15 protein-coding genes are annotated in these 19522 nt (G+C 46.4%); 5 read left to right on the top strand and 10 right to left on the bottom strand.

Features of this window, described 5'->3' with window-relative positions; all coding sequences use genetic code 11:
• Positions 1-13: 13 nt before the first annotated feature.
• The 6 genes from E4N69_RS02845 to E4N69_RS02820 form a co-directional block, all read right to left on the bottom strand.
• A complete protein-coding gene (locus E4N69_RS02845; RefSeq protein ID WP_253824428.1) occupies positions 14-1111 on the bottom strand; it encodes a Gfo/Idh/MocA family protein in 1098 nt (365 codons plus the stop codon).
• A gap of 26 nt (positions 1112-1137) precedes the next feature.
• On the bottom strand, positions 1138-1347 hold the full coding sequence (locus tag E4N69_RS02840; protein ID WP_253824427.1) for a hypothetical protein: 210 nt from the start codon (positions 1345-1347) through the stop codon (positions 1138-1140).
• A 25-nt stretch (positions 1348-1372) separates the two neighbouring features.
• Positions 1373-1765 (bottom strand): VanZ family protein, encoded by a 393-nt coding sequence (locus E4N69_RS02835; RefSeq protein ID WP_253824426.1) that lies wholly within the window; start codon positions 1763-1765, stop codon positions 1373-1375.
• Between the two features lie 268 nt (positions 1766-2033).
• Positions 2034-2420: a PUR family DNA/RNA-binding protein gene (locus E4N69_RS02830; protein ID WP_162662534.1), complete on the bottom strand. Its 387-nt coding sequence runs from the start codon at positions 2418-2420 to the stop codon at positions 2034-2036.
• A 166-nt stretch (positions 2421-2586) separates the two neighbouring features.
• A complete protein-coding gene (locus E4N69_RS02825) occupies positions 2587-4467 on the bottom strand; it encodes a phosphoglucomutase (RefSeq protein WP_253824425.1) in 1881 nt (626 codons plus the stop codon).
• Positions 4468-4540: 73 nt separating this feature from the next.
• Positions 4541-5983 carry an aminopeptidase gene (locus E4N69_RS02820; protein ID WP_253824424.1) on the bottom strand — a complete coding sequence of 481 codons (1443 nt, stop codon included), beginning with the start codon at positions 5981-5983 and terminating at the stop codon, positions 4541-4543.
• A 206-nt stretch (positions 5984-6189) separates the two neighbouring features.
• On the opposite strand from E4N69_RS02820, the gene E4N69_RS02815 reads away from it, so the two are divergent.
• The 3 genes from E4N69_RS02815 to E4N69_RS02805 all read left to right on the top strand — a co-directional run bounded on the left by E4N69_RS02815 (position 6190) and on the right by E4N69_RS02805 (position 11066).
• Positions 6190-7377 (top strand): dicarboxylate/amino acid:cation symporter, encoded by a 1188-nt coding sequence (locus E4N69_RS02815; protein WP_162662529.1) that lies wholly within the window; start codon positions 6190-6192, stop codon positions 7375-7377.
• A gap of 29 nt (positions 7378-7406) precedes the next feature.
• Positions 7407-9167, top strand: coding sequence for a pyruvate kinase (gene pyk, locus E4N69_RS02810; protein ID WP_253824423.1), 1761 nt, complete (start codon positions 7407-7409; stop codon positions 9165-9167).
• Between the two features lie 174 nt (positions 9168-9341).
• The gene (locus E4N69_RS02805) at positions 9342-11066 is read left to right on the top strand and encodes a thiol-activated cytolysin family protein (protein WP_253824422.1); all 1725 of its coding nucleotides are present in this window, start codon (positions 9342-9344) and stop codon (positions 11064-11066) included.
• A 120-nt stretch (positions 11067-11186) separates the two neighbouring features.
• Here the strand turns inward: E4N69_RS02805 and nudC are convergent, their stop codons facing one another.
• Complete coding sequence (nudC, locus tag E4N69_RS02800) at positions 11187-11978, bottom strand: NAD(+) diphosphatase (RefSeq protein WP_253824421.1); 792 nt, start codon at positions 11976-11978, stop codon at positions 11187-11189.
• A 66-nt stretch (positions 11979-12044) separates the two neighbouring features.
• Positions 12045-12569 carry a cysteine hydrolase family protein gene (locus E4N69_RS02795; RefSeq protein WP_253715106.1) on the bottom strand — a complete coding sequence of 175 codons (525 nt, stop codon included), beginning with the start codon at positions 12567-12569 and terminating at the stop codon, positions 12045-12047.
• Between the two features lie 321 nt (positions 12570-12890).
• On the opposite strand from E4N69_RS02795, the gene grdC reads away from it, so the two are divergent.
• Both grdC and grdD read left to right on the top strand, forming a co-directional pair.
• Positions 12891-14441 carry a glycine/sarcosine/betaine reductase complex component C subunit beta gene (gene grdC, locus E4N69_RS02790; RefSeq protein WP_253824420.1) on the top strand — a complete coding sequence of 517 codons (1551 nt, stop codon included), beginning with the start codon at positions 12891-12893 and terminating at the stop codon, positions 14439-14441.
• Positions 14438-15586, top strand: coding sequence for a glycine/sarcosine/betaine reductase complex component C subunit alpha (gene grdD, locus E4N69_RS02785; RefSeq protein ID WP_253824419.1), 1149 nt, complete (start codon positions 14438-14440; stop codon positions 15584-15586). The genes grdC and grdD overlap by 4 nt, the downstream gene beginning before the upstream one ends.
• A 521-nt stretch (positions 15587-16107) precedes the next feature.
• Here the strand turns inward: grdD and cydC are convergent.
• Together cydC and E4N69_RS02775 are read right to left on the bottom strand one after the other, a co-directional pair.
• Positions 16108-17772 carry a thiol reductant ABC exporter subunit CydC gene (gene cydC / locus E4N69_RS02780; protein WP_253824418.1) on the bottom strand — a complete coding sequence of 555 codons (1665 nt, stop codon included), beginning with the start codon at positions 17770-17772 and terminating at the stop codon, positions 16108-16110.
• Between the two features lie 14 nt (positions 17773-17786).
• Entirely contained in the window at positions 17787-19511 is a 1725-nt protein-coding gene (locus tag E4N69_RS02775) for an ABC transporter ATP-binding protein (RefSeq protein WP_253824417.1), read from the bottom strand.
• Positions 19512-19522: the final 11 nt, after the last annotated feature.

Below are 19522 nucleotides of genomic sequence, written 5' to 3'. Positions count from 1 at the left end.
TTTTCTCTCCTCATTAATTAAAAATCCCTTTCATTTCCAAGGTTGAAAAATCACAGGGCAGTGCAACCGGCAAACCGGTTTTTTGGGATTTATAAATAGCCAAGATAATCTCTAAAGCTTTTTTGCCTTTTTCGCCCGAAACAAGCGGTTCACGATTATGCTCGATTGCATCGATAACATCTCTGAAAAGAGCTGTATGCCCAAAGCCGTACACTGTCGGCGGATCTTTTTCATTGGGATTGAGCACTTTCTCTTCCGTATCGCCGACCTGTTCCGCATCGGCAAAACGCCATGTTTCCATTTTATTAACAGCCAAGCCGCCGATAACAACGGAACCTTCCGTACCAAATAAACTCAAGGTTTCGTTTAGATTTTTAGGATACACATCGGCAGTTCCTTCTATTATGCCGACAGCACCGGAAGCAAATTCTACAATCGCACAACCGAAATCTTCTGCATCAATCGGGCGGATAAATCGGCGGGTTTGTGCCTGCACACGGACTGCATCCTCTCCCATCATCCACTGCAAAAGGTCAATACCGTGCGTACACTGATTCATCAAAGTACCGCCGTCCTGTTCCCATGTACCGCGCCATTTTGCCTGATCATAATAACTTTTATTCCGGTTCCAGCGCACTTGGATCATCCCGTGCAGCATTTTACCGAAACGCCCTTTTTCGTATGCTTCGCGTGCTTTTACCACCGGTGCATTAAAGCGGTTCTGAAAGCACACCGCCAATGTTTTACCATACTGTTTTGCCGTATCGATCATCATTTGCGCATCAGCCGTAGAAAGTGCCATCGGCTTTTCACAGATTACATGCGAGCCATTCTGCAAACAATGTACTGCAATATCCTTATGCTTACCGGATTCGGTTGCAATCGTTACCACCTCCGGTTTACACGCTGCCAGCATTTCCTTATAGTCGGCAAAGGCTCTTACTGCTGCATTCGACACTGCTTTAGTGTATTCAGCTTTTTTCTCTTCTGCCCGTTCCGCCACAGGATCGCAGACAGCAACTAAGTCAACCTTATCCTGCATCGCAACAAAGGCTTCAATATGCTTAAAACTAATTCGGCCGCAGCCGATTAACGCAATCTTATATTTCATTTCATACACCTCTCATTTATCAATACTCATTGTACATCACCGGCAAGATTTCGTTTAAAAGCATGCTCAAGAATATACGTTTGCCCGCGCTTATAGATGGGGTAATAATCTTCATACCAATAAAGAGCAGTCATAGTATGCCTATGCAGCAAAGCACTTTCCTTAGGCATTGCAAGGATGATTTCGGGTTTAGCGTCAAAAAAAGCGGTAAGCTTTTCTATAATTGCGGCATTCATTCACGCTCTTTTTTTTTCCTAAAAATCAAGTTTTCACGCAGAATTTTACCATCCCTAGACGTACAAATACTGCTAACACCGCGCCGATACAGTCGGCAAACCAGTCATATAGAGAAGCATCACGCCCGGGAACAAAGATTTGGTGTATTTCGTCGGAAATACCATAGCAAGCAACAATACAGCAGACAATCGTACAGTATTTGAGCGGTTTTCCAAGCCACTTATCGGTAGAAAACCAATAAGAAAGCGTAAAAGCGAAGCTCCCGAAAGCACATGCATGTAAGAACTTATCCAATCCGGGAAAAGAAACGGTCTCCGGAATAGGCAGCTTTGACTGTGCAGAAAGGAGAAAGATAACAACAGCGATACAAATCGACATACAGCGCATACCGCAAGCAATACATTTCTTCAGCATCATTATTAAAACCTCTGAAAGACAATGAGAGCACACCTCACCATTAACATAGCTGCCTTTAATTTTAACAATTTTAAGCATGCAGTATGTCGCACTATATTAAATGACCGCCGTTGCTTTCCGTGCCGCCGAAACAGGCTCCAGTCCGCATAAGGCTGATAACCGCAAACGGTAGAAATATACACCAAGTCTAGTCTAAATGCAAGCTATAACTTTGGAGGTTTCCCAGCCCTGTTCTTGTCAACATACTGTTTGCGGGATGCGTAACAACCTATTCTGCGCCGTCTTTTTTGACGATACGCACCTTACGCGCGGATTTCGGTTTTGCGCTTGGGTTATGTTTATTGATGATTTTCTTTTTTTCTACGCCGGCTGTTTCCGCAGAAATGTTCCGCTGTTTTTTCTCCCGTTTTTCTTTGAGCTGCTCTTTTCGCTTTTTTTCGATAAATTCAAGGCTTTCGTTAAGCCCCTGCAAAAAGGTTTGCATTTCATCCTGAAATACGACAATTGCATGGCGGTCAAAACCGGCACCGTCGGTATTTTTGCTTTCGACAATCTGCAAAAAAACATCACCCAGCCGATTCTCTTTCACATTAAAAAAATATGTCCGGTTTTCTACCGGAATTTGAGTGGTAAATAATTCTCCTCGAATTCCCATTCTTGTATCCTTCCCATAAATTCGACAGCCGAACAAAATATCAATTTTGGAGGCAGGCGAATTCGTGCGCGAAAAGCGCACATGTTTAATAAGCAAGTTTTCGAAAGAAAACTTGACGGTTAACGAGGCAGCCTTACTGCGGCTACCGAAGTTATACCACTTTCCCTTAATTTTTTACCGATACCGCCGCATCGGCTTTGCGTACCATATCTCCCTGCCACTGCACCAGATATTCTTCCGCTGCCTGATCATATCCTTTGATGTCCGCCATAATGCGGAATACCGGTTCGGTACCGGAACCGCGCATCCAGATAAAGGCAATCGGCGTATGGCTTGCATTATAGAACTGCACTTTGAGACCGCCCTTTGCGGAAACCCCAAAATCCCTGAGGTTTTCTGTACAAACCGTCCCATTATATGCAAATACTTTACAGGCTGCTATACCGAACCGGTCTTTCAGCAGCTGTTTTTTATCCGCCCATTCCTGCATAAAAATCTTCTGATATGCAGATTTCAGTGCGGTATGGTCGGTAGTATGGATATGCATCAGCGCCCGGGCTTCCTGCGTCGGGGTAGTCCAATAGCAGGGGAGTGTTGCAATAATATCCGCAAAGGTAAAGTCTTTCCGGTACTTTGCCGCTTGCCCCGACCGCTCGCACCAGATACGGAACGGGCAGGAGCGGTCAGGCATATCCTTTATGAGCAGGAGCTTGCTGATTGCAAAGAGCGTATTCAGCGGGTCACGCACGGCGGCGGGGTACGTAATATTCCCTCCGTTGGAACCTTCGCCGAGTATCCGCACTTTATAACCGTACCGACGTGCATCTTCCGCCCGGTTTACTACATTGGCTTCGCCTACTTCCGCATAAAACACTTCCGCATCCAAGGCTTTTGCGATTTCGTTAATGCGGAGCGAAGTCGGTCCGTTGACGGTAACCGCAAGCGGCGCGCTGATGTTACCGCTGTAGTGCAGATAACTCAGTTCTGCGATGACCGAAAGCGCAAAGACTTCCTGCGCTTCAAGAATCAGCGCTTTTTGCTGCGCCTCATCCCAGTAGATGATATTGCCGCGGTCTCCGTCGCAGTCGGGCATATAGCCGAACAACGTGTTCTCCGCCTGTGCGGGATTGCTCCGGTGCAATTCTTCGATCTTGGCTGCACAGGTTTTGAGGTTTCCCCCTTCGGGAACAATACCGTGGACGATATTTCCGGCCTTTTCCGAAATACCGACAAGCTGCATACCAAGCTTTTCAAAGAAAGCTCGGTCTACCGAAGCGGCGCGGGCACTGCCGTTAAAGTCTGCAACCAGCGTAAACGGCTTACCTGCTGCCGCAAGCGCGGTGCATTGAGCGCGGATGCCGTCAAAGAACCGTGCTTGTTCCGCGCTGTCTTTTGAATCGGCAATTACTTCCTGTAAAAAGTTTTGATAGGCGGTAAGCGCCGCTTGTTTGTGCGCTGCTTCTGCCTCAAACACTGCGTGCACCGGTGCCGAGGCGGCCTGTTTACGCAGGACAGCTGCGGTATCTTGGTGTGCAGCGGCGCATTTTTGTGTGAATAAGGCTATCAGCCGCGCGGATTGACTTCCATCCAGTACGCCGCCGGTATCCAACCCGAACTTAAAGCCGTTATGCCCGATAGGGTTATGGCTTGCGGAAATATACATGAAAGCCGCCCCTGCGGAACGTGCATACGCCATAATCTCCGGCGCCGCGGCTATCCCAACCGATTGTATCGCTAGTACAGCCGAGCTTGTTGCCGCAGAAGTATTCCCAGCGGCTGCAAATGCAGTTACCGCCTCTTTTAAAAGCGCTGCTCCGGTTGGACGGCTGTCGCGTGCTATGACTACCGTGCGGATTGTCGGAAACTCAGCTTGTAAGAATTCCGCAAATGATTGAGCTGCAAAGAAAACAATATCACGGTCGGCAGCGGAAATCTCCGGCGCTCCGTCGTTTTCGCTTCCGGATTGAGCAAACACTTTGCGCCAGCCCGACGCCGATAAGATCATCTTTTCGAAAGCCTGCTGTAATTCAGGGTATGCTGTATTCATTAATATTCTCTCGTATCGAAATCGATTAACCGAAACCTCTAAAAACTACAGCTTTTAGAGGTTCCGCTTAGCTTTAATGTGCTTTTAAAAACGCCTTGTAGGCACGGTATGCCATTAAAAGGTCGGCTTTGCTGATCAATTCGATGGGGGCATGCATCGACAATACCGGCACTCCGCAGTCTACGACTTCCGTTCCGTACTTTGCGAGGATGTAGGCTATCGTGCCTCCTCCGCCGGCGTCGGTCATACCGAGTTCCGCCGTCTGCCAGACAACATTGTTGGTATCGAATAAATGCCTGATCTTTTGGAGATATTCGGCGTTTGCGTCATTTGAGCCGCCTTTGCCGCCGGAGCCGGTGTATTTGTTGATGCAGATACCGTTGCCGATAAACGCCGAATTGAGCTTTTCAAATACGGATGTAAACGCGGGGTCATAACCGGCGGATACATCGGCAGACAACATACATGAGTTGGCAAATGCACGGCGCACGCCTAAATCGCAGGGAGCTTTTTGCAGGGCGGCAATCTCCGCGACCATGTTTTCAAAGTAGAGCGCTGTCATGCCGGTATTACCGACCGAACCGATCTCTTCTTTATCGGCAAAGAGGGCGACGGCGGTCTTTGCAGGAGTACCCGAAACTTCGAGTATCGCTTTCAGTGTGGTATAGGCACATACGCGGTCGTCGTGGCCGTGCCCTGCAATCATCGAGTTATCAAGCCCGACATTCCGCGCCTTTCCCGCGGGGACAATCTCAAGCTCCGCAACGCGGAAATCTTCTTCGGTAATGCCGTATTTTTGATTCAAGATTTTTAAGATATTTTCCTTAACCGGAGATGCCTTATCTCCTTTTTTATCCTCTTTAGATTTGTCTTTTTTCTTATCATCCGATTCATCCGGCGTTGCCGGTTTCATATTTCCGACCAGTACGTTAAGCTGCTCGGCGGTAATCCCTTCGGCCAGCGTTTCCTGCAACTGCTTTTTTGAAAGGTGAATCAGGAGGTCGCTAATAAAAAGCACCGGATCGTTTTCATCTTCACCGATGCAGATTTCAACCTTCTTGCCCTCTTTGGTAAAAATGACCCCGTGAATAGCGAGCGGAATTGCAGTCCACTGATACTTTTTGATACCGCCGTAATAATGGGTCTTTAAAAACACGAGGTTTGAATCTTCATAGAGCGGCATCTGCTTGACATCAAGGCGCGGGCTGTCGATATGAGCGCCGACAATATTCATACCTTGCATGATATCCTCGCCGAGCACCATCATCACAACGGACTTATCCTTATTGTTGAGATATACCTTTGTACCCGCCGGCGCTTTTCCGCTCTTTATGACCTCTTCAAGCGGTTTAAAACCGGCTTCCTTTGCCTGCCGTATGATATGAGCGGCGCATTCGCGTTCGGTCTTTCCGCTGTTTAAAAACGAGATGTAGTGTTGAGAAAGCGTTTGCATTTCGGCAAGTTCGCTGTCGGTGAGCTTTTCCCATGCTGTTTTGGCTTTATACGTGAGTTCCATAGTGTACCTCTTATTGAATTTTCATCAGATGGAGCAGTATATACTATTGAAGGGAATTATAAAAGAGGTACATCGCGGCGCCAGAATATCAAAAAAAACTGGACAAGTGAAATAAAGTCAGTTACACTATAAAAAGATAGACGGACACCTTTAAAAAACCGGTCAGCTTTTAGAGATGTTCGGACACTTTTAAAAAGGAGTTTATTGTGAGTGCAAAAAAATTAGGTCTATTGCCGCGTCTTGTTATTGCAATCGTTGCCGGTATTTTAATCGGTAACTTGACGCGCTCCATCCATTTGCCGTTGCCTGTTCAGATTTTGGCAACCTTTAACGGGGTATTTGGCAACTTTCTCAGCTTTATCATCCCGCTGATCATTCTTGGATTTGTCATTCCGGGTATCGCGGATCTGGGTTCCGACGCAGGAAAGCTGCTCGCTATCACTGCCGGTATTGCGTACGGTTCAACGCTGCTTGCCGGTACGTTGGCCTTTGTAACCGATTCCATATTCTTCCCGTTCTTTTTAAGTTCTCATGCGGATGTTTTTTCCCATGCGAACCCTGAAGATGCGCTGCTGCCCGGCTTATTCGGTATCGATATGCCGCCGCTGATGGGCGTTATGACTGCGTTGATTTTAAGCTTTGTTCTCGGTATCGGTATCGCGGTAACCCGTTCTGAAACATTAAAAAACGCAGCACGCGAATTTCAGAATATCGTTACGAAAGTTATCGAAGTTATCATTATCCCGCTGCTACCGCTCCATATTTTAGGCGTGTTTACCAACATGACCCATGCGGGACAGGTTGGGCTTATCCTCAAGGTATTCATCAAAGTATTTGCAATCGTCATTGCACTGCACGTCATCATGATACTTATTCAGTACATCATTGCTTGTACCATTGCAAAACGGAATCCCTTTACGTCGATTAAGACGATGCTACCGGCGTATGTTACCGCATTGGGAACTCAATCATCCGCAGCAACCATACCGGTAACGCTCGCTTCCGCAAAGAAAATCGGTATTCAGGAAAAAATTGCGGACTTTGTTATTCCGCTCTGCGCAACCATTCATCTTGCAGGAAGTACTATCACCCTTACCAGCTGCTCGATGGCTATCCTGATCCTGCACGGACAAACGGCAAACGCCGGCGTTATGCTTCCGTTTATCGCAATCTTGGGTATCGCAATGGTTGCAGCCCCCGGTATCCCCGGTGGCGCCGTTATGGCAGCGCTTGGCTTTGTTCAGTCCATTCTCGGCTTTAACGACACAATGAGTTCATTGATTATCGCGCTCTATATTGCACAGGACAGCTTCGGAACTGCATGTAACGTAACCGGAGACGGCGCAATTGCCATTCTAGTGGATGCCATCTCGAAGGATAAGAAGAAAGCGTAAAGACATACTTTTATTCGATAGGAGAAAAGATGAAAAAGACAAAGATTGTCTGTACTATCGGTCCCGCTTCCGACTCGGAAGAAATACTGCGCGAATTATTTAAGGCAGGGCTCAACGTATGCCGCCTTAATTTTTCGCACGGTACGCATGAAGAGCACCAGATCCGTATCGACCGTATCAAAAAGATTCGACAGGAACTCAACTTGCCGATTGCGATTATGCTGGACACCAAGGGGCCGGAAATACGGCTGAAAAATTTCGGCGTTAATTCCGTACAGCTGAGCAAGGGACAGCAATTTACGCTTACCGTACGCGATGTTGTCGGCGATGAAAAAATATGCAGCGTAACCTATAAGAACCTTGCGCAGGAAGTACAGCCTAATAATCGCATCCTTATAGATGACGGCTTAATCGAACTGAAGGTCGAGCGGATCGATAACGGCACCGATATTATCTGTACCGTCATGAGCGACGGCCCCGTATCGAATCATAAGGGCATCAATATTCCCGGAGCAAAAATCAACCTCCCCTTTCTGAGCGAACAGGATATTTCCGACTTAAAGTTCGGCGCTCAAAATGAGGTTGATTTTGTAGCAGCCTCGTTTACCCGCGGCCCTGCGGATATCTTAAGCATCCGCAAGGTCTTGGAGGAAGCGAATGGGAACAATATCCATATTATTGCGAAAATCGAAAACCAAGAAGGCGTCGACTCCATCGACAAGATTATTGAAGTTTCCGACGGCATCATGGTTGCTCGCGGCGATTTAGGTATCGAAATTCCGCCGGAAGAAATTCCGCTCGTGCAAAAGATGATTATCCGCAAAACACTGAAGGCAAGTAAACCGGCAATTACGGCAACCCAGATGCTCGAGTCGATGACGCATAATCCGCGGCCGACACGGGCGGAGGTTACCGATGTTGCGAACGCTATCTTTGACGGAACGAGCGCCATTATGCTTTCGGGAGAAACGGCTGCGGGCAAATATCCGGTAGAAACCGTTAAGATGATGCACCGCATTGCCGTTACAACCGAAAATTCGTTAAACTACGACAAGATTATGGGGGCGGTTGCCCGGGAGCATTCTTTGACCATTACGAATGCCATCGCACACGCAACCTGTTCTATGGCGTTGGAAATGAATGCACAGGTTATCGTTACCGCGACCTCTTCGGGAGAAACGCCGCGGGCACTTTCAAAATACAAGCCCAAGGCGCCGATTGTTGCCGTAACCCCCTATGAAGCAACTGCACGCCGGTTATCACTTAACTGGGGGGTATATCCGATTGTCACGTCCTATTTTAAATCGACAGACGAAATGTTCGAGCAGTGCATCAACGTCGCAAAAGAGAATGGATTCGTACAAGAGGGCGAACTCGCCGTACTGACCGCCGGAGTTCCGATCGGACTGGTCGGTTCGACAAACTTGTTGAAAGTTGAAACCGTCGGGAAGATATTGCTAAAGGGTAAGGGCACTGGCATTCAGTCGGTTGTAACCGGCCGAGTAAAGGTTATCCGTTCCGAGCAAGACTTACTGACCGACTTTGCGGACGGAGACATCATCGTAACCCAAACGACCAACGATTTAATGAATTCCTTTATCGAGCGGGCAGGCGCCGTCATTACTGAAAACGGCAACTTGAGCGGACACGCCGCCTTGATGGGAATGAACTTGTCGAAGCCGACTATCGTAGGCGCCTCCGAGGCAACAAGCATATTAAAAACAGGCGATATTATCACGCTGAACGGAAAAACCGGCGTCGTGATAAAAGGAACCGCCGCTATTTATTAAATTAATTTTACAGCTTTTTCTACACACTAAGGCAACCGAATTGGAGATATCTCAGGCGGTTGCCTTATTTTTGCACGAAATTTTTTAAAATTTTTTATTTTTTTCTCCGAATTTCAAGCCATTTTACATTACGTGCTTTATAAGACAGACAGCATCAACCGCAAGGAGGTTTTTATGCAGCAACAAAAACGAGTAAAGCTCGCAACATGTATGAAATGGAAATCACTGTTGTTCTGTCTTGTACTATTCGGTATAACGGGGTGCCAACAACCGACAAAGCCGTTAGTGAGGGAAATTAAAACGGACAAATCGGTGCAAAAACCTGCAAAACCGAGTAACGGGAACAGCGGTAATTCCGGTAACAGCCAAAGCAACGAGCAAGAGGAATTTACTTATAAAGGGCTTGATATTCCTAAAACGCTTGCACGATCACCGCAGAGATTGCGCGAAATGATTTTTCAAGGGCGGCAGATTAGTGAAACGGAGCCGCAGCTTAATGCCCAGGGTATGGTGGTAAAATACATCGAAAAAGAAGTTGAGCATGATATTTCGGCTGCCTTTGATGACACGCTCATGCTTGATCCTGCTCAGAACTCAATCTATCCCGGTTCCGTTCTGCGTGGCGATAGTCTTGATAAAGAGAGCTACCGGGAAATTACCGAAGGCAATAAGCGAAAAGCGACGATCTCATTCGATTTACAGGGAGTAAAAGATAAAGAAGGTAAAGATGGAAAAGCAGGGATTACGTCCGACGCAATTTTCCCGAATTTAGCATCATATAGAGATCTGCGCAATAGAATCCTCAGTCAAAGTATTACATACCATGCCTCTGCCCATTCAAGCTATGAAGAGATGGAGATTACCAATGAAAAAAGCCTTGAAGCGCAGCTTAAAATAGGGGTTGGTTTCGGTGCAGCTGGAATTAAAAGCAAAATTGCAGCAGGCTTTAAATTCAAAAATGGAGACCAAAAGGAACGGCGCCTTATCAAATTCGTTGAAACGTTTTATACCGTCGATGTAAATCAAGAAGCAGCTCCGCTTATGATCAATATACCGCGAGCAGCCGTAGGCGACAGAATGCCGGTATATGTGTCGTCGGTTTCTTACGGACGAATTGCATATCTTACTATTGAATCCGATCAGGAAAAATCAGAGCTTAAAGCCAATCTCGACACAGTATTTAAAGTTACAACAGCAAATCATGCCGAAGCCGACATCGATCTGGCAATCAAAAAACTGGAAAAAGGAACGACGATTACCATCAATATTATCGGAGGCGGCAGCGAGGCTGTTACCGATCTTAGACAGTTTCAAAAATATATTGTAAAAGAGGGATTTTCTGCAAAGAATCCGGGGCAGATTATTAAGTACCAATTAAGATTCCTGGACGATAATGCCGTCGCATATATCAAATATAGCGAAAAATACAAGACGGTAGAACGTATTGAGGTACCGACAAAAGGATACAAGGTAACCGCAACGGTAGAAAATATACATTATACAGGCCATAAAACTATAGATGTTACCGGTAGTATCGGCATGCAGCCGTTTGATAAAGACAAGCTGCGGCAAGCGATCTTTAACTACAGTAATACGAAACCTCTGCCAAAATTAACGTGTACGTACATGAAAAAGGTACAGCCTCAAGCGCAAACAAATAATATTATTGTATTAAGCGAATCTTCTGTTGTTCAGCTTTCCTTCAATATAAAGGGCTATGTAAATGGTGTGCAACAAGTTTTTGTAAGCAATGAACAGGGGAATAATTCTATGCTACTTACGCCTAAGGCAAGCGAACTCAAAAAAAGTTCCTTGCAATATTTTACGCTCTATCACAAAGATAATCCGAATGAAACGCTGGTGTTCGATATTCGGTTTAAAGTTGAAAAAGAGAGTTAACAAGAAAAGGGCGATACACTACTTTTAAACAACCTGTGCAAAGTTTTATCCAAAATTTTGCACGGGTTTTTCAAAAGCAGGCAGGGCAAACACAGCAAACGGATTGTCCTGTCCGTGTACCTAAAACCAGTCGCCGCAGATAAGATCGTAAGCGGCGGATCCGGGGAGCGGTATCGGCGGTAATGCGTCGCGTGTAAACCATGCAGCATCCGATAGCTCTTCCTTTTGTACGGTAATATCCCCCGAAACGTACTCGGCGCGAAAGGCAAGCATCAGCTGATTGGGATACGGCCAGCCTTGGCTTCCGCGATACCGGATATTCTTAACCGTTAAACCAACCTCTTCGCGTATTTCGCGGGCAACCGCCTCTTCCGCCGTTTCTCCCGCTTCGATAAAACCCGCAATACAAGTATAAAGGTCGGAGATGTGCTGTACATGCCGCGCTAAAAGAATTTGTTCACCCTTGCTGATAAGTACAATAATGCACGGCGCAAGAACCGGATACCATATTCTGCGGCATTGTGGGCATTCCAGTGCCGTTTCGGTTGTGCTCAAATACAGGCGGCTACCACAAGAAGAACAATACTTTGTATGATGCAGCCAATCGAGTAAAAGCGCTGCGCGAGCAACAACCGCGGCATGCTCAGCAGGTTCCGTTATAAATAGATTTCGGTACGGAATTTGTTTAAAACCTTTCGGCCCCGCCGCTTCGGGCGACAAAGCTGCCGCAAACGTGTGATATGCCTTTTCACCGTAAAGACCGAGAATATCACTATCATTATATTTTTTAAGAGCTTTAGATACTTCGTTACCGTTCGGCAACTGTCCATTTCCTAAAATAAAAATATTTTTCTTTTGTATTAAAACACCGAATTCAAAATCAGCCCCATCGGGACAATCTATAAGCGCCATACGTTTCAGTATATCCTTTTATCGGTTTAAGTCAAATCGACATATTCCGATTGCTAAAAATGATACTTATTCATTTTCGATAATAATTTGGCACATCTTCATAACCTGCAGCGCCGCCTTGTGATTTTCGGGCGTTGTTCCCGCGCAACAGACAGCATCAACATAAATGGGGATTTCGGGAAAAAAAGCTTTTAACAACAACGCATTCGACACAACACAAATATCCGTACACAATCCTATCAGCGTAATAGAACGGATTGGGGTTCTTTCATGCAAACTTTTTAAAGATTCCGCCAGCAAAAGCGAACCGAAGGTAGGTTTTTCATAGACTTGATCGGTTATGAGCTTTTTAATCGGAGCAACAATTTCCCATCCCTCCGTATTTTTTATGCAATGCTGAACAGGTAAAAACGTTCCTTCTTGAGATTGCAGATATGAACTTGGGTGCGTATCCTGCGTAAATACAATATTACCACTAAAGGTCTCAATCTTTTTTACGACATTTTGAACAATCGCTTGCGCTTCCTTTGTCCCCAAACTCCCGCTGACAAAATCATTCTGCATATCGATAACAGCCAACACATCATTCATAGAAAATCCTCCGTCTATCTCAAATTTATTGATGGAACAACTGGATGTATCTCTCCATATATAACTTTATATCATTTATTTCAAATACGGACGAGGGCATGTATCAATAAGAAACCGAACACTGTCTTCTATAAAAAATTCTATAAAAAATGAATGCTTGACAAGAGCATTTTCAAAGTGTAGGCTATGAAATTAAGTCAATGCTACCATTCTATAGGAAAAACCGTGTATTGCTATAAGGCGGCCTTTTCCTAAATAGGGCGCCTGCTAAAGACTGAAATTTTTAGAAGCGCCTAAATATCTTATCAATAAGGATGTATTATGAAAAACGCAGTGATTAAAGGGGCAAGTTACACATTGGCATACAGCCCCGATCTGTTAAAACGGAACGGTTCAACTCAGACCGCAGCGATTGCGAAAGATCCTGCCGATCCCTATATTGCCGCAATCCCGTCTCATTTAAGAACCTTTGAGCAAGCTGTTCAATATCCGCCCAATCAGGTATATATCGGAAACAAAAAACCTGAAGATTTGCCCGGTATCCCCGAGCCGTGGTTTAAGTGCACCGAAAAAGCCGACCGCTTTGGGCCGTTCGGTGAAATTGCAACGCAAAAAGAACTCTATATTTTGATGAAGTACGCCGACGTTTTTGAACTGGTATACTTAACCGAAGAATTTACTGCCGAAGCGGCAACGATTATTCAAAATCATCCGTTAATGAAGGATAAGGCGATTACGTTGGGAGAAGCCCATTCCAAGGCCGATATCGAAAAGTTGGTGCAATCGCACACGGCGGAAGGTTTATACGACAATGACGTGCTGGTCGGCTGTGTCAAACAAGCGCATGACACCGACCCGAACTTGAGCGCTCATACGATGCTCGAAAACCTTGTTACCAAGGGAACCGGCATCTTAACCGCATGGCACCTCGCGGAGCTTGAAGGCATCAATGCGGCGGACATCGATTATATTATCGAGTGTTCCGAGGAAGCTGCGGGCGATGTAAACCAGCGCGGAGGCGGCAACATCGCAAAATCCGTCGGCGAAAAAGCGGGATGCGTTCATGCAACCGGCTGTGATATCCGCGGTTTCTGTGCAGCGCCGGTACACGCATTGGCAAATGCCGCTGCGCTCGTGCGGTCGGGTATCTTTAAGACCGTGATGGTTGTCGCCGGCGGTTCCGTACCTAAGCTCGGTATGAACGGTAAAGATCATGTTAAAAAAGAGATGCCGCTCCTTGAGGATATGGTAGGCGGTTTCGCCGTTTTAATTACGGAAGACGACGGTGTAAACCCCATTATCAATACCGATGTCATCGGCAAACATACGATTTCTTCCGGTTCTTCTCCGCAGGCGGTTATGACAGCGCTTATCTACGATCCGCTGAACGCCGCAGGGATGAAGATTACCGATGTCGAAAAATTTGCTGCGGAGTTGCAGAATCATGAAATTACCGCTCCTGCAGGCGCCGGTAATGTGCCGGAAGCGAACACAAAGATGATCGCCGCGCTTGCGGTTATGAAAGGTCAGCTTGAACGAGCAAAAATCGCAGAATTTGTAAAGCAATACGGTGTGGAAGGGTTTGCGCCTACGCAGGGACATATTCCCTCCGGCGTTCCTTTTATCGGCCATGCACGGCGGGATATGCTTGCAGGTAAATTGCACCGCGCAATGATTATCGGAAAAGGCAGCTTGTTCCTCGGCCGTTTGACCAACCTCTTTGACGGTTTAAGCCTTTTAATTGAGGCGAACAACGGTAAGGGAAGTTCCGGTGCTGCGGGCGGCGCCGGTGAAGCGGAAATTAAGAAGATTGTAGCCGATGCTATGCGCGATGTCGCTGCCCGTATCTTAGCGGAGGACGGCGCAAAATGAGCAGTACAAAACAACAACTGGCCGATGCCTTCAGTCTGATGGCGAAGGGACTGGAAACCGGCGCCTTTGCGGAAGCCTTTCCGGTCGGCTTAACCGTCCCCGGCAGCGAGCACGGAGAAGCGGAGCTTATCCGCGCGGCAAAACTGGCAGCCCATGCCAATCCCGGATTGGATATTGTGCTGATCGGCGGCCCGAAAACCGAAGGGTTCCGCTGGTATGAAGCGCCGACGCTGGAAGACGCGCATCATAAAATGGAAGAATTGTTTAAAACGGGCGAAATAAAAGCCGCTGTAACAATGCACTATACTTTCCCGCTCGGCGTTACGACAATCGGAAAGGTAGTAACGCCCGGCTTCGGCAAAGAGATGTTTATTGCGTCCACTACCGGAGCCTCCGATGCCGACCGGTATAAGGCAATGCTGTTAAACACCTTTGCCGGAATTGCCGTTGCAAAAGCAAACGGTGTTGAAAACCCGACGGTCGGGCTTTTAAACATCGACGGCGTTGCGACGATTGAAAAAGCGCTGTTAAAGCTGCAAAAAGCGGGCTATCCGATACGCTTCACCGAATCGCACCGCGCCGACGGCGGGGTACGCATGCGCGGAAACGATTTGCTGCAAGGGACGCCCGATGTGATGGTCTGTGATACCTTAACCGGCAATGTGTTGATGAAGCTTTTCAGCTCCTTCTTAACAGGCGGTAGCTACGAAGCCTCCGGTTCCGGTTACGGTCCCTGCGCCGGTAAGGATATGACCGATGTTGTCGCGATTGTTTCCCGCGCATCGGGCGCCCCGGTTATCGCCGCAGCCTTGGCGTATTCCGCGCGCAGCGCGCAGGCAAACTTGCAAGCGCTGTGCCGTGCCGAGGTGCAAGCCGCCGAAAAATCGGGGCTGCAAGCCATACTCGACTCGTTCGGCGCCGCAAAAGAGGCAAGCGCGGAGACAGTCGCGGTGCCGCCTAAGAAGGTCGTTACGGAAGAAATCCACGGCATCGACGTTATCGACATAGAAAATGCCTGCAAGACGCTCTGGAAAGAGAACATCTATGCGGAAGCGGGCATGGGCTGTACCGGCCCCGTTATCCTGCTTGCCGGAGAAGACGCTGAAAAAGCGCGTAAGATTTTAACCGCAGCGAACTATATCTAAAAAGAATTACTGTAGGAGACCTCTAAAAACTGCAAGCTTCCCTGTTTGTTCTGTCAGGGAATTCATTTCCTTGTCTGCTGCGGCCTGCAAAGCAAGTTTTTAGAGGTCTTATATTCTTTCTGTTATTTTAAATGTATATTGCCGCCGTTTAATACAAATTTCCGTTCAATTTTTTTTATTATTGATTTATAACTGATTTTTGAACATTCAAAACAATTCGAGCGATTTATATTATTGCCTTTAATTATTCTCTCTATTTCATTTCTTATATACATATATATACCTCAATTTCATTATAAATTCTCAATTTACCTAAAGTACAGAATCCGTCACCGTTTACTTGTAATTTTTGCTATGCGTTGATTCTATTAAAATAAACCCGTAAAAACAAGATAAAATCAACAACCGCGGCGCATTTTAAGAGGTAATGTTTTTGCAGCAGCAGGAGTGCAGAGTGGGCACCTTTCAGAACGTCTTTATTCGCGGATTTAATACCTACCATTTCTCGGTCTTTTAACTTTTTATACCATCCGTCCGTTATCGATTCGGATAACTCTATCCGCTTCTTTTATGGTAGACGGACGGTGCGCAATTGTGAGGATAGTTTTGCCTCTGCGGATATTGTTCAACGCTTGCCGAAACAAGGCCTCGCTTTCGCTGTCTAAATTGGAAGACGCCTCGTCCATTAGCAAAATGGGAGATTTTTTCAAAACGGCGCGAGCAATCGCGATACGCTGTTTTTCCCCGCCTGAAAGCTGTACGCCGCGCTCGCCTGCATTTGTATCGTATCCGTATTCCAGTTTTTCGATAAAGCCGTCCGCCATTGCAATCTGCGCTGCGGCTTTTATCTCTTCATCGGAAGCGCAGGGACAGGCGAGCGCAATATTTTCTTTAATGCTTTTATTAAAAAGATATACATCCTGCGGCACATATGCAATCATATCCCGCACGGATTTTTGATTCAATGCTTTGATATTTTTTCCGCCGATATACACCGCGCCGCTGTCGGGATCGTAAAAACGCATCAGTAGAGCCGCTATCGTCGATTTCCCCGCTCCCGACTCTCCGGTAATGGCAACGCTCTCTCCCGCCTGCACGAAAAAAGAAATACCGTGCAGTACCTCCCGGTCTTTTTCATAAGAAAAACGCACATCCTTAAACTCGACACTGCCTGCAAGGTGCAGTTCGGATTGCGGAATATACGGTACGGTATCGGTAACAGACGATGCTTCTTCAAGAATATTCAAAATCCGCTTTGCCGCTCCGTTGGAAATATTCATCGCTCCCGCCGTTACCGAAACACCCATCACCGGTATAAAGGCAAACAGCGAAAAAACAATCACGACGGAAACTGTTTCCGGCCGCAATGTTCCGGCAATAACTTCTGTATGAGCGAATAAAAGCGACGCAATCAATACAGCGGAGGTAATCAGATTGACGGTTAACCCCTGCACACCCTTAAATCGCCCGTCCTTCCTTTCTTTTTTGTTCAACCTGAGTGTATCCCGTACGACCTTTTCGATGTATTTTTTCTCTTTTCCAAAAATCAAAATTTCACGCAACCCTTGAACAGTATCTACCGCTTCCGCATGTACGGCCGCCGCGCCCTCTCGTATTTCCTCTCCCGTTTTTTTGGTAACACGGTTGAAAAAATACGGCACTGCCGCAACAAGGATACAAGCAGCGCATACGGTGGCGGCAATACGCAACGAGAGAAACGCAAGAGCCGTCAGATACAGTACGGTGCATACGGCAGCAACGATATACGCACCTGCGGTATGAGCGTAAAAGATTTCAGTTGCTTCCACATCCTCAACGATAGCAGCGGTTATGTTCCCCGACCTTGTTTTTGCCATCGATTGAGGCGCCGATGCCGAAACTGCATCGTATAAAAGCCCCCGTATTTTCTCTATAATTTTGTAAGCAACCAGATGACATTCGTACATTTCCAAAAAAGAAAAAAGCCCTTTTCCGCATATAAACCCTAAAAGAGGGATAAACAAATACAACACGGTTTGAACACTCGCACGGGACAGTGCCGCCGAGGTAATATACGCTCCGGTTAATACCGTCAGCAGCGAAAAAACACTATTCAATATTCCATACAGCACTGAAATCATGAATTCTTTTTTATACTCTTTGATATATACGATCAATTTTAAAAGCGGTTTATATTTTTCGAACATTTCTTCGCTCCTCTCTACTGCTGCGCTTGTACCAGTTTTTTATAATAACCGTCTTTTCCAAACAGCTGATGATGAGTTCCCTCTTCGACAATCCGTCCATGCCGCAAAACTAAAATACGGTCGCAATCTTCTATTGTATTTAAGCGGTGGGCAATGGTAATACTCGTACGGTTTTTTAATAACACCGAAAGACTATGTTTGATCTCATTTTCGTTTTCGGTATCGACACCGGAGGTCGCTTCATCCAGTACGATAATCGGCGCATCTTTCAACACGGCACGTGCAATAGCAATACGCTGCCGCTGTCCTCCTGAAAAATTAAGCCCCCGTTCCCCGACACGCGTGTTATATTTTTCAGGCAGGCTTTGAATAAACGAATCGATATGCGCAATTTTGCATGCTTCGATTACCATACCGTCATCAGCCGCTTCGTTTGCATGCAGCAGATTTTCTTTTATCGTACCGTTGAACAAATATGTTTCCTGCGAAACAACGGAAATTAAACTGCGGAGCGATTTTAGCGTCAGATCCCGTATATCGATTCCGTTAATGGCGATGCGTCCCGCCTGCGGATCATAAAAGCGGAGCAACAAATTGATAAGAGTTGTTTTTCCGCTTCCCGATTCTCCAGCGATTGCAAGCCGCTCGTTTTTTTTGACCGTAAAATTCATGTCTTCAAAAACGGGAGCTTCATTTTCGTTATATGAAAATAAGACATCCGTATACGCAATTTCAAAACCGCCCGGCATTTTTACATCGAGTGTTTTTGTCCCCGTATCGTGTATTTTTTCTTCTTCGTCGAGCAGTGCAAAAATACTGCCTGAAGAAGTAATGCCCATAAAGCCTTGATGAAAATACGCACTTAAATCGGCCGCAGGTCTGAACACTTCATTCGTCATAAAAAGCAGAACCAAAAGCGAAGAAAGCGGAATACTCCCTTTTACCGCCAGAAGAGCGGAAACCGCAAGGGTGAAACTGACGCCTGCGCCCGAAGCAAATCCGGCAATCCCCACTTCCGTTAAATTGACTTTGAGATTATTCATCGTTTCGGAAAAAAGCGTTTTCATTTTTCCTTTTAATACGCTGCCGATTCGTTCTTGCGCATTGTTTGCCTTTGCCGTTACAATCCCCTGTACACCGTCTAATATTTCTGCCGTCAGCTCCTGATACGCCGCCCAATGCGCATTGGAAGATTCCGACAATACTTTTCCGAACACGATCGGGGATATGAGCACGATAATCAATGCTACCAACGCAATAAGCCCAAGCACATAATGCACTGAAAAAATATAGACAAGCATTGCAGAGCAAGCGATAAGGCATACCAGCACCTGCGGCAGATACAGCGTCAAATAACCTTCCAAATAATCGACACCGCTTACCATTGTAGAGCCCAATGTACCGGTACGCTCGTCATCCAAAAATGCGGGTCCCAGTTTTAGCAGCTTTGCATAAATGCGCCGTCTGAGTATATTTTTTACTGTGCCGATAATCTTTTTTCCATACACGGAATTTATATAGATTAATACAAGCCGCGTACCGATAATTGCTGCCAGATATGTTATATACGGTAGCAGTGCGGAAAATGCAGCCCGTTTATACAACAGCCCGACGATCGTGCCCAGCGTCGCTGCCTGTACAATATAGGTCGCAGAAATGGCAACCCCTATCAAGGCTTTGCATACAATACCGGTACGCACACCTTTCGTCAGTTCCATCACCCGTTTGTGAATCATCATAACTATTTTCT

This window comes from Treponema sp. OMZ 906 (genome assembly GCF_024181185.1).
Lineage (GTDB): Bacteria > Spirochaetota > Spirochaetia > Treponematales > Treponemataceae > Treponema.
Note: the sequence above shows the minus strand (reverse complement) of the source record. Positions and strands in the feature narration are given on the sequence as shown.

Coding starts and splice junctions, on each gene's coding strand:
- E4N69_RS02830 (WP_162662534.1), bottom strand. CDS start 2,420: ATGGGAATTCGAGGAGAATTATTTACCACTCAAATTCCGGTAGAAAAC.
- cydC (WP_253824418.1), bottom strand. CDS start 17,772: ATGTTCGAAAAATATAAACCGCTTTTAAAATTGATCGTATATATCAAA.
- E4N69_RS02805 (WP_253824422.1), top strand. CDS start 9,342: ATGCAGCAACAAAAACGAGTAAAGCTCGCAACATGTATGAAATGGAAA.
- E4N69_RS02825 (WP_253824425.1), bottom strand. CDS start 4,467: ATGAATACAGCATACCCTGAATTACAGCAGGCTTTCGAAAAGATGATC.
- E4N69_RS02820 (WP_253824424.1), bottom strand. CDS start 5,983: ATGGAACTCACGTATAAAGCCAAAACAGCATGGGAAAAGCTCACCGAC.
- E4N69_RS02795 (WP_253715106.1), bottom strand. CDS start 12,569: ATGAATGATGTGTTGGCTGTTATCGATATGCAGAATGATTTTGTCAGC.
- pyk (WP_253824423.1), top strand. CDS start 7,407: ATGAAAAAGACAAAGATTGTCTGTACTATCGGTCCCGCTTCCGACTCG.
- grdC (WP_253824420.1), top strand. CDS start 12,891: ATGAAAAACGCAGTGATTAAAGGGGCAAGTTACACATTGGCATACAGC.
- nudC (WP_253824421.1), bottom strand. CDS start 11,978: ATGGCGCTTATAGATTGTCCCGATGGGGCTGATTTTGAATTCGGTGTT.
- E4N69_RS02840 (WP_253824427.1), bottom strand. CDS start 1,347: ATGAATGCCGCAATTATAGAAAAGCTTACCGCTTTTTTTGACGCTAAA.
- E4N69_RS02835 (WP_253824426.1), bottom strand. CDS start 1,765: ATGATGCTGAAGAAATGTATTGCTTGCGGTATGCGCTGTATGTCGATT.
- grdD (WP_253824419.1), top strand. CDS start 14,438: ATGAGCAGTACAAAACAACAACTGGCCGATGCCTTCAGTCTGATGGCG.
- E4N69_RS02775 (WP_253824417.1), bottom strand. CDS start 19,511: ATGATGATTCACAAACGGGTGATGGAACTGACGAAAGGTGTGCGTACC.
- E4N69_RS02845 (WP_253824428.1), bottom strand. CDS start 1,111: ATGAAATATAAGATTGCGTTAATCGGCTGCGGCCGAATTAGTTTTAAG.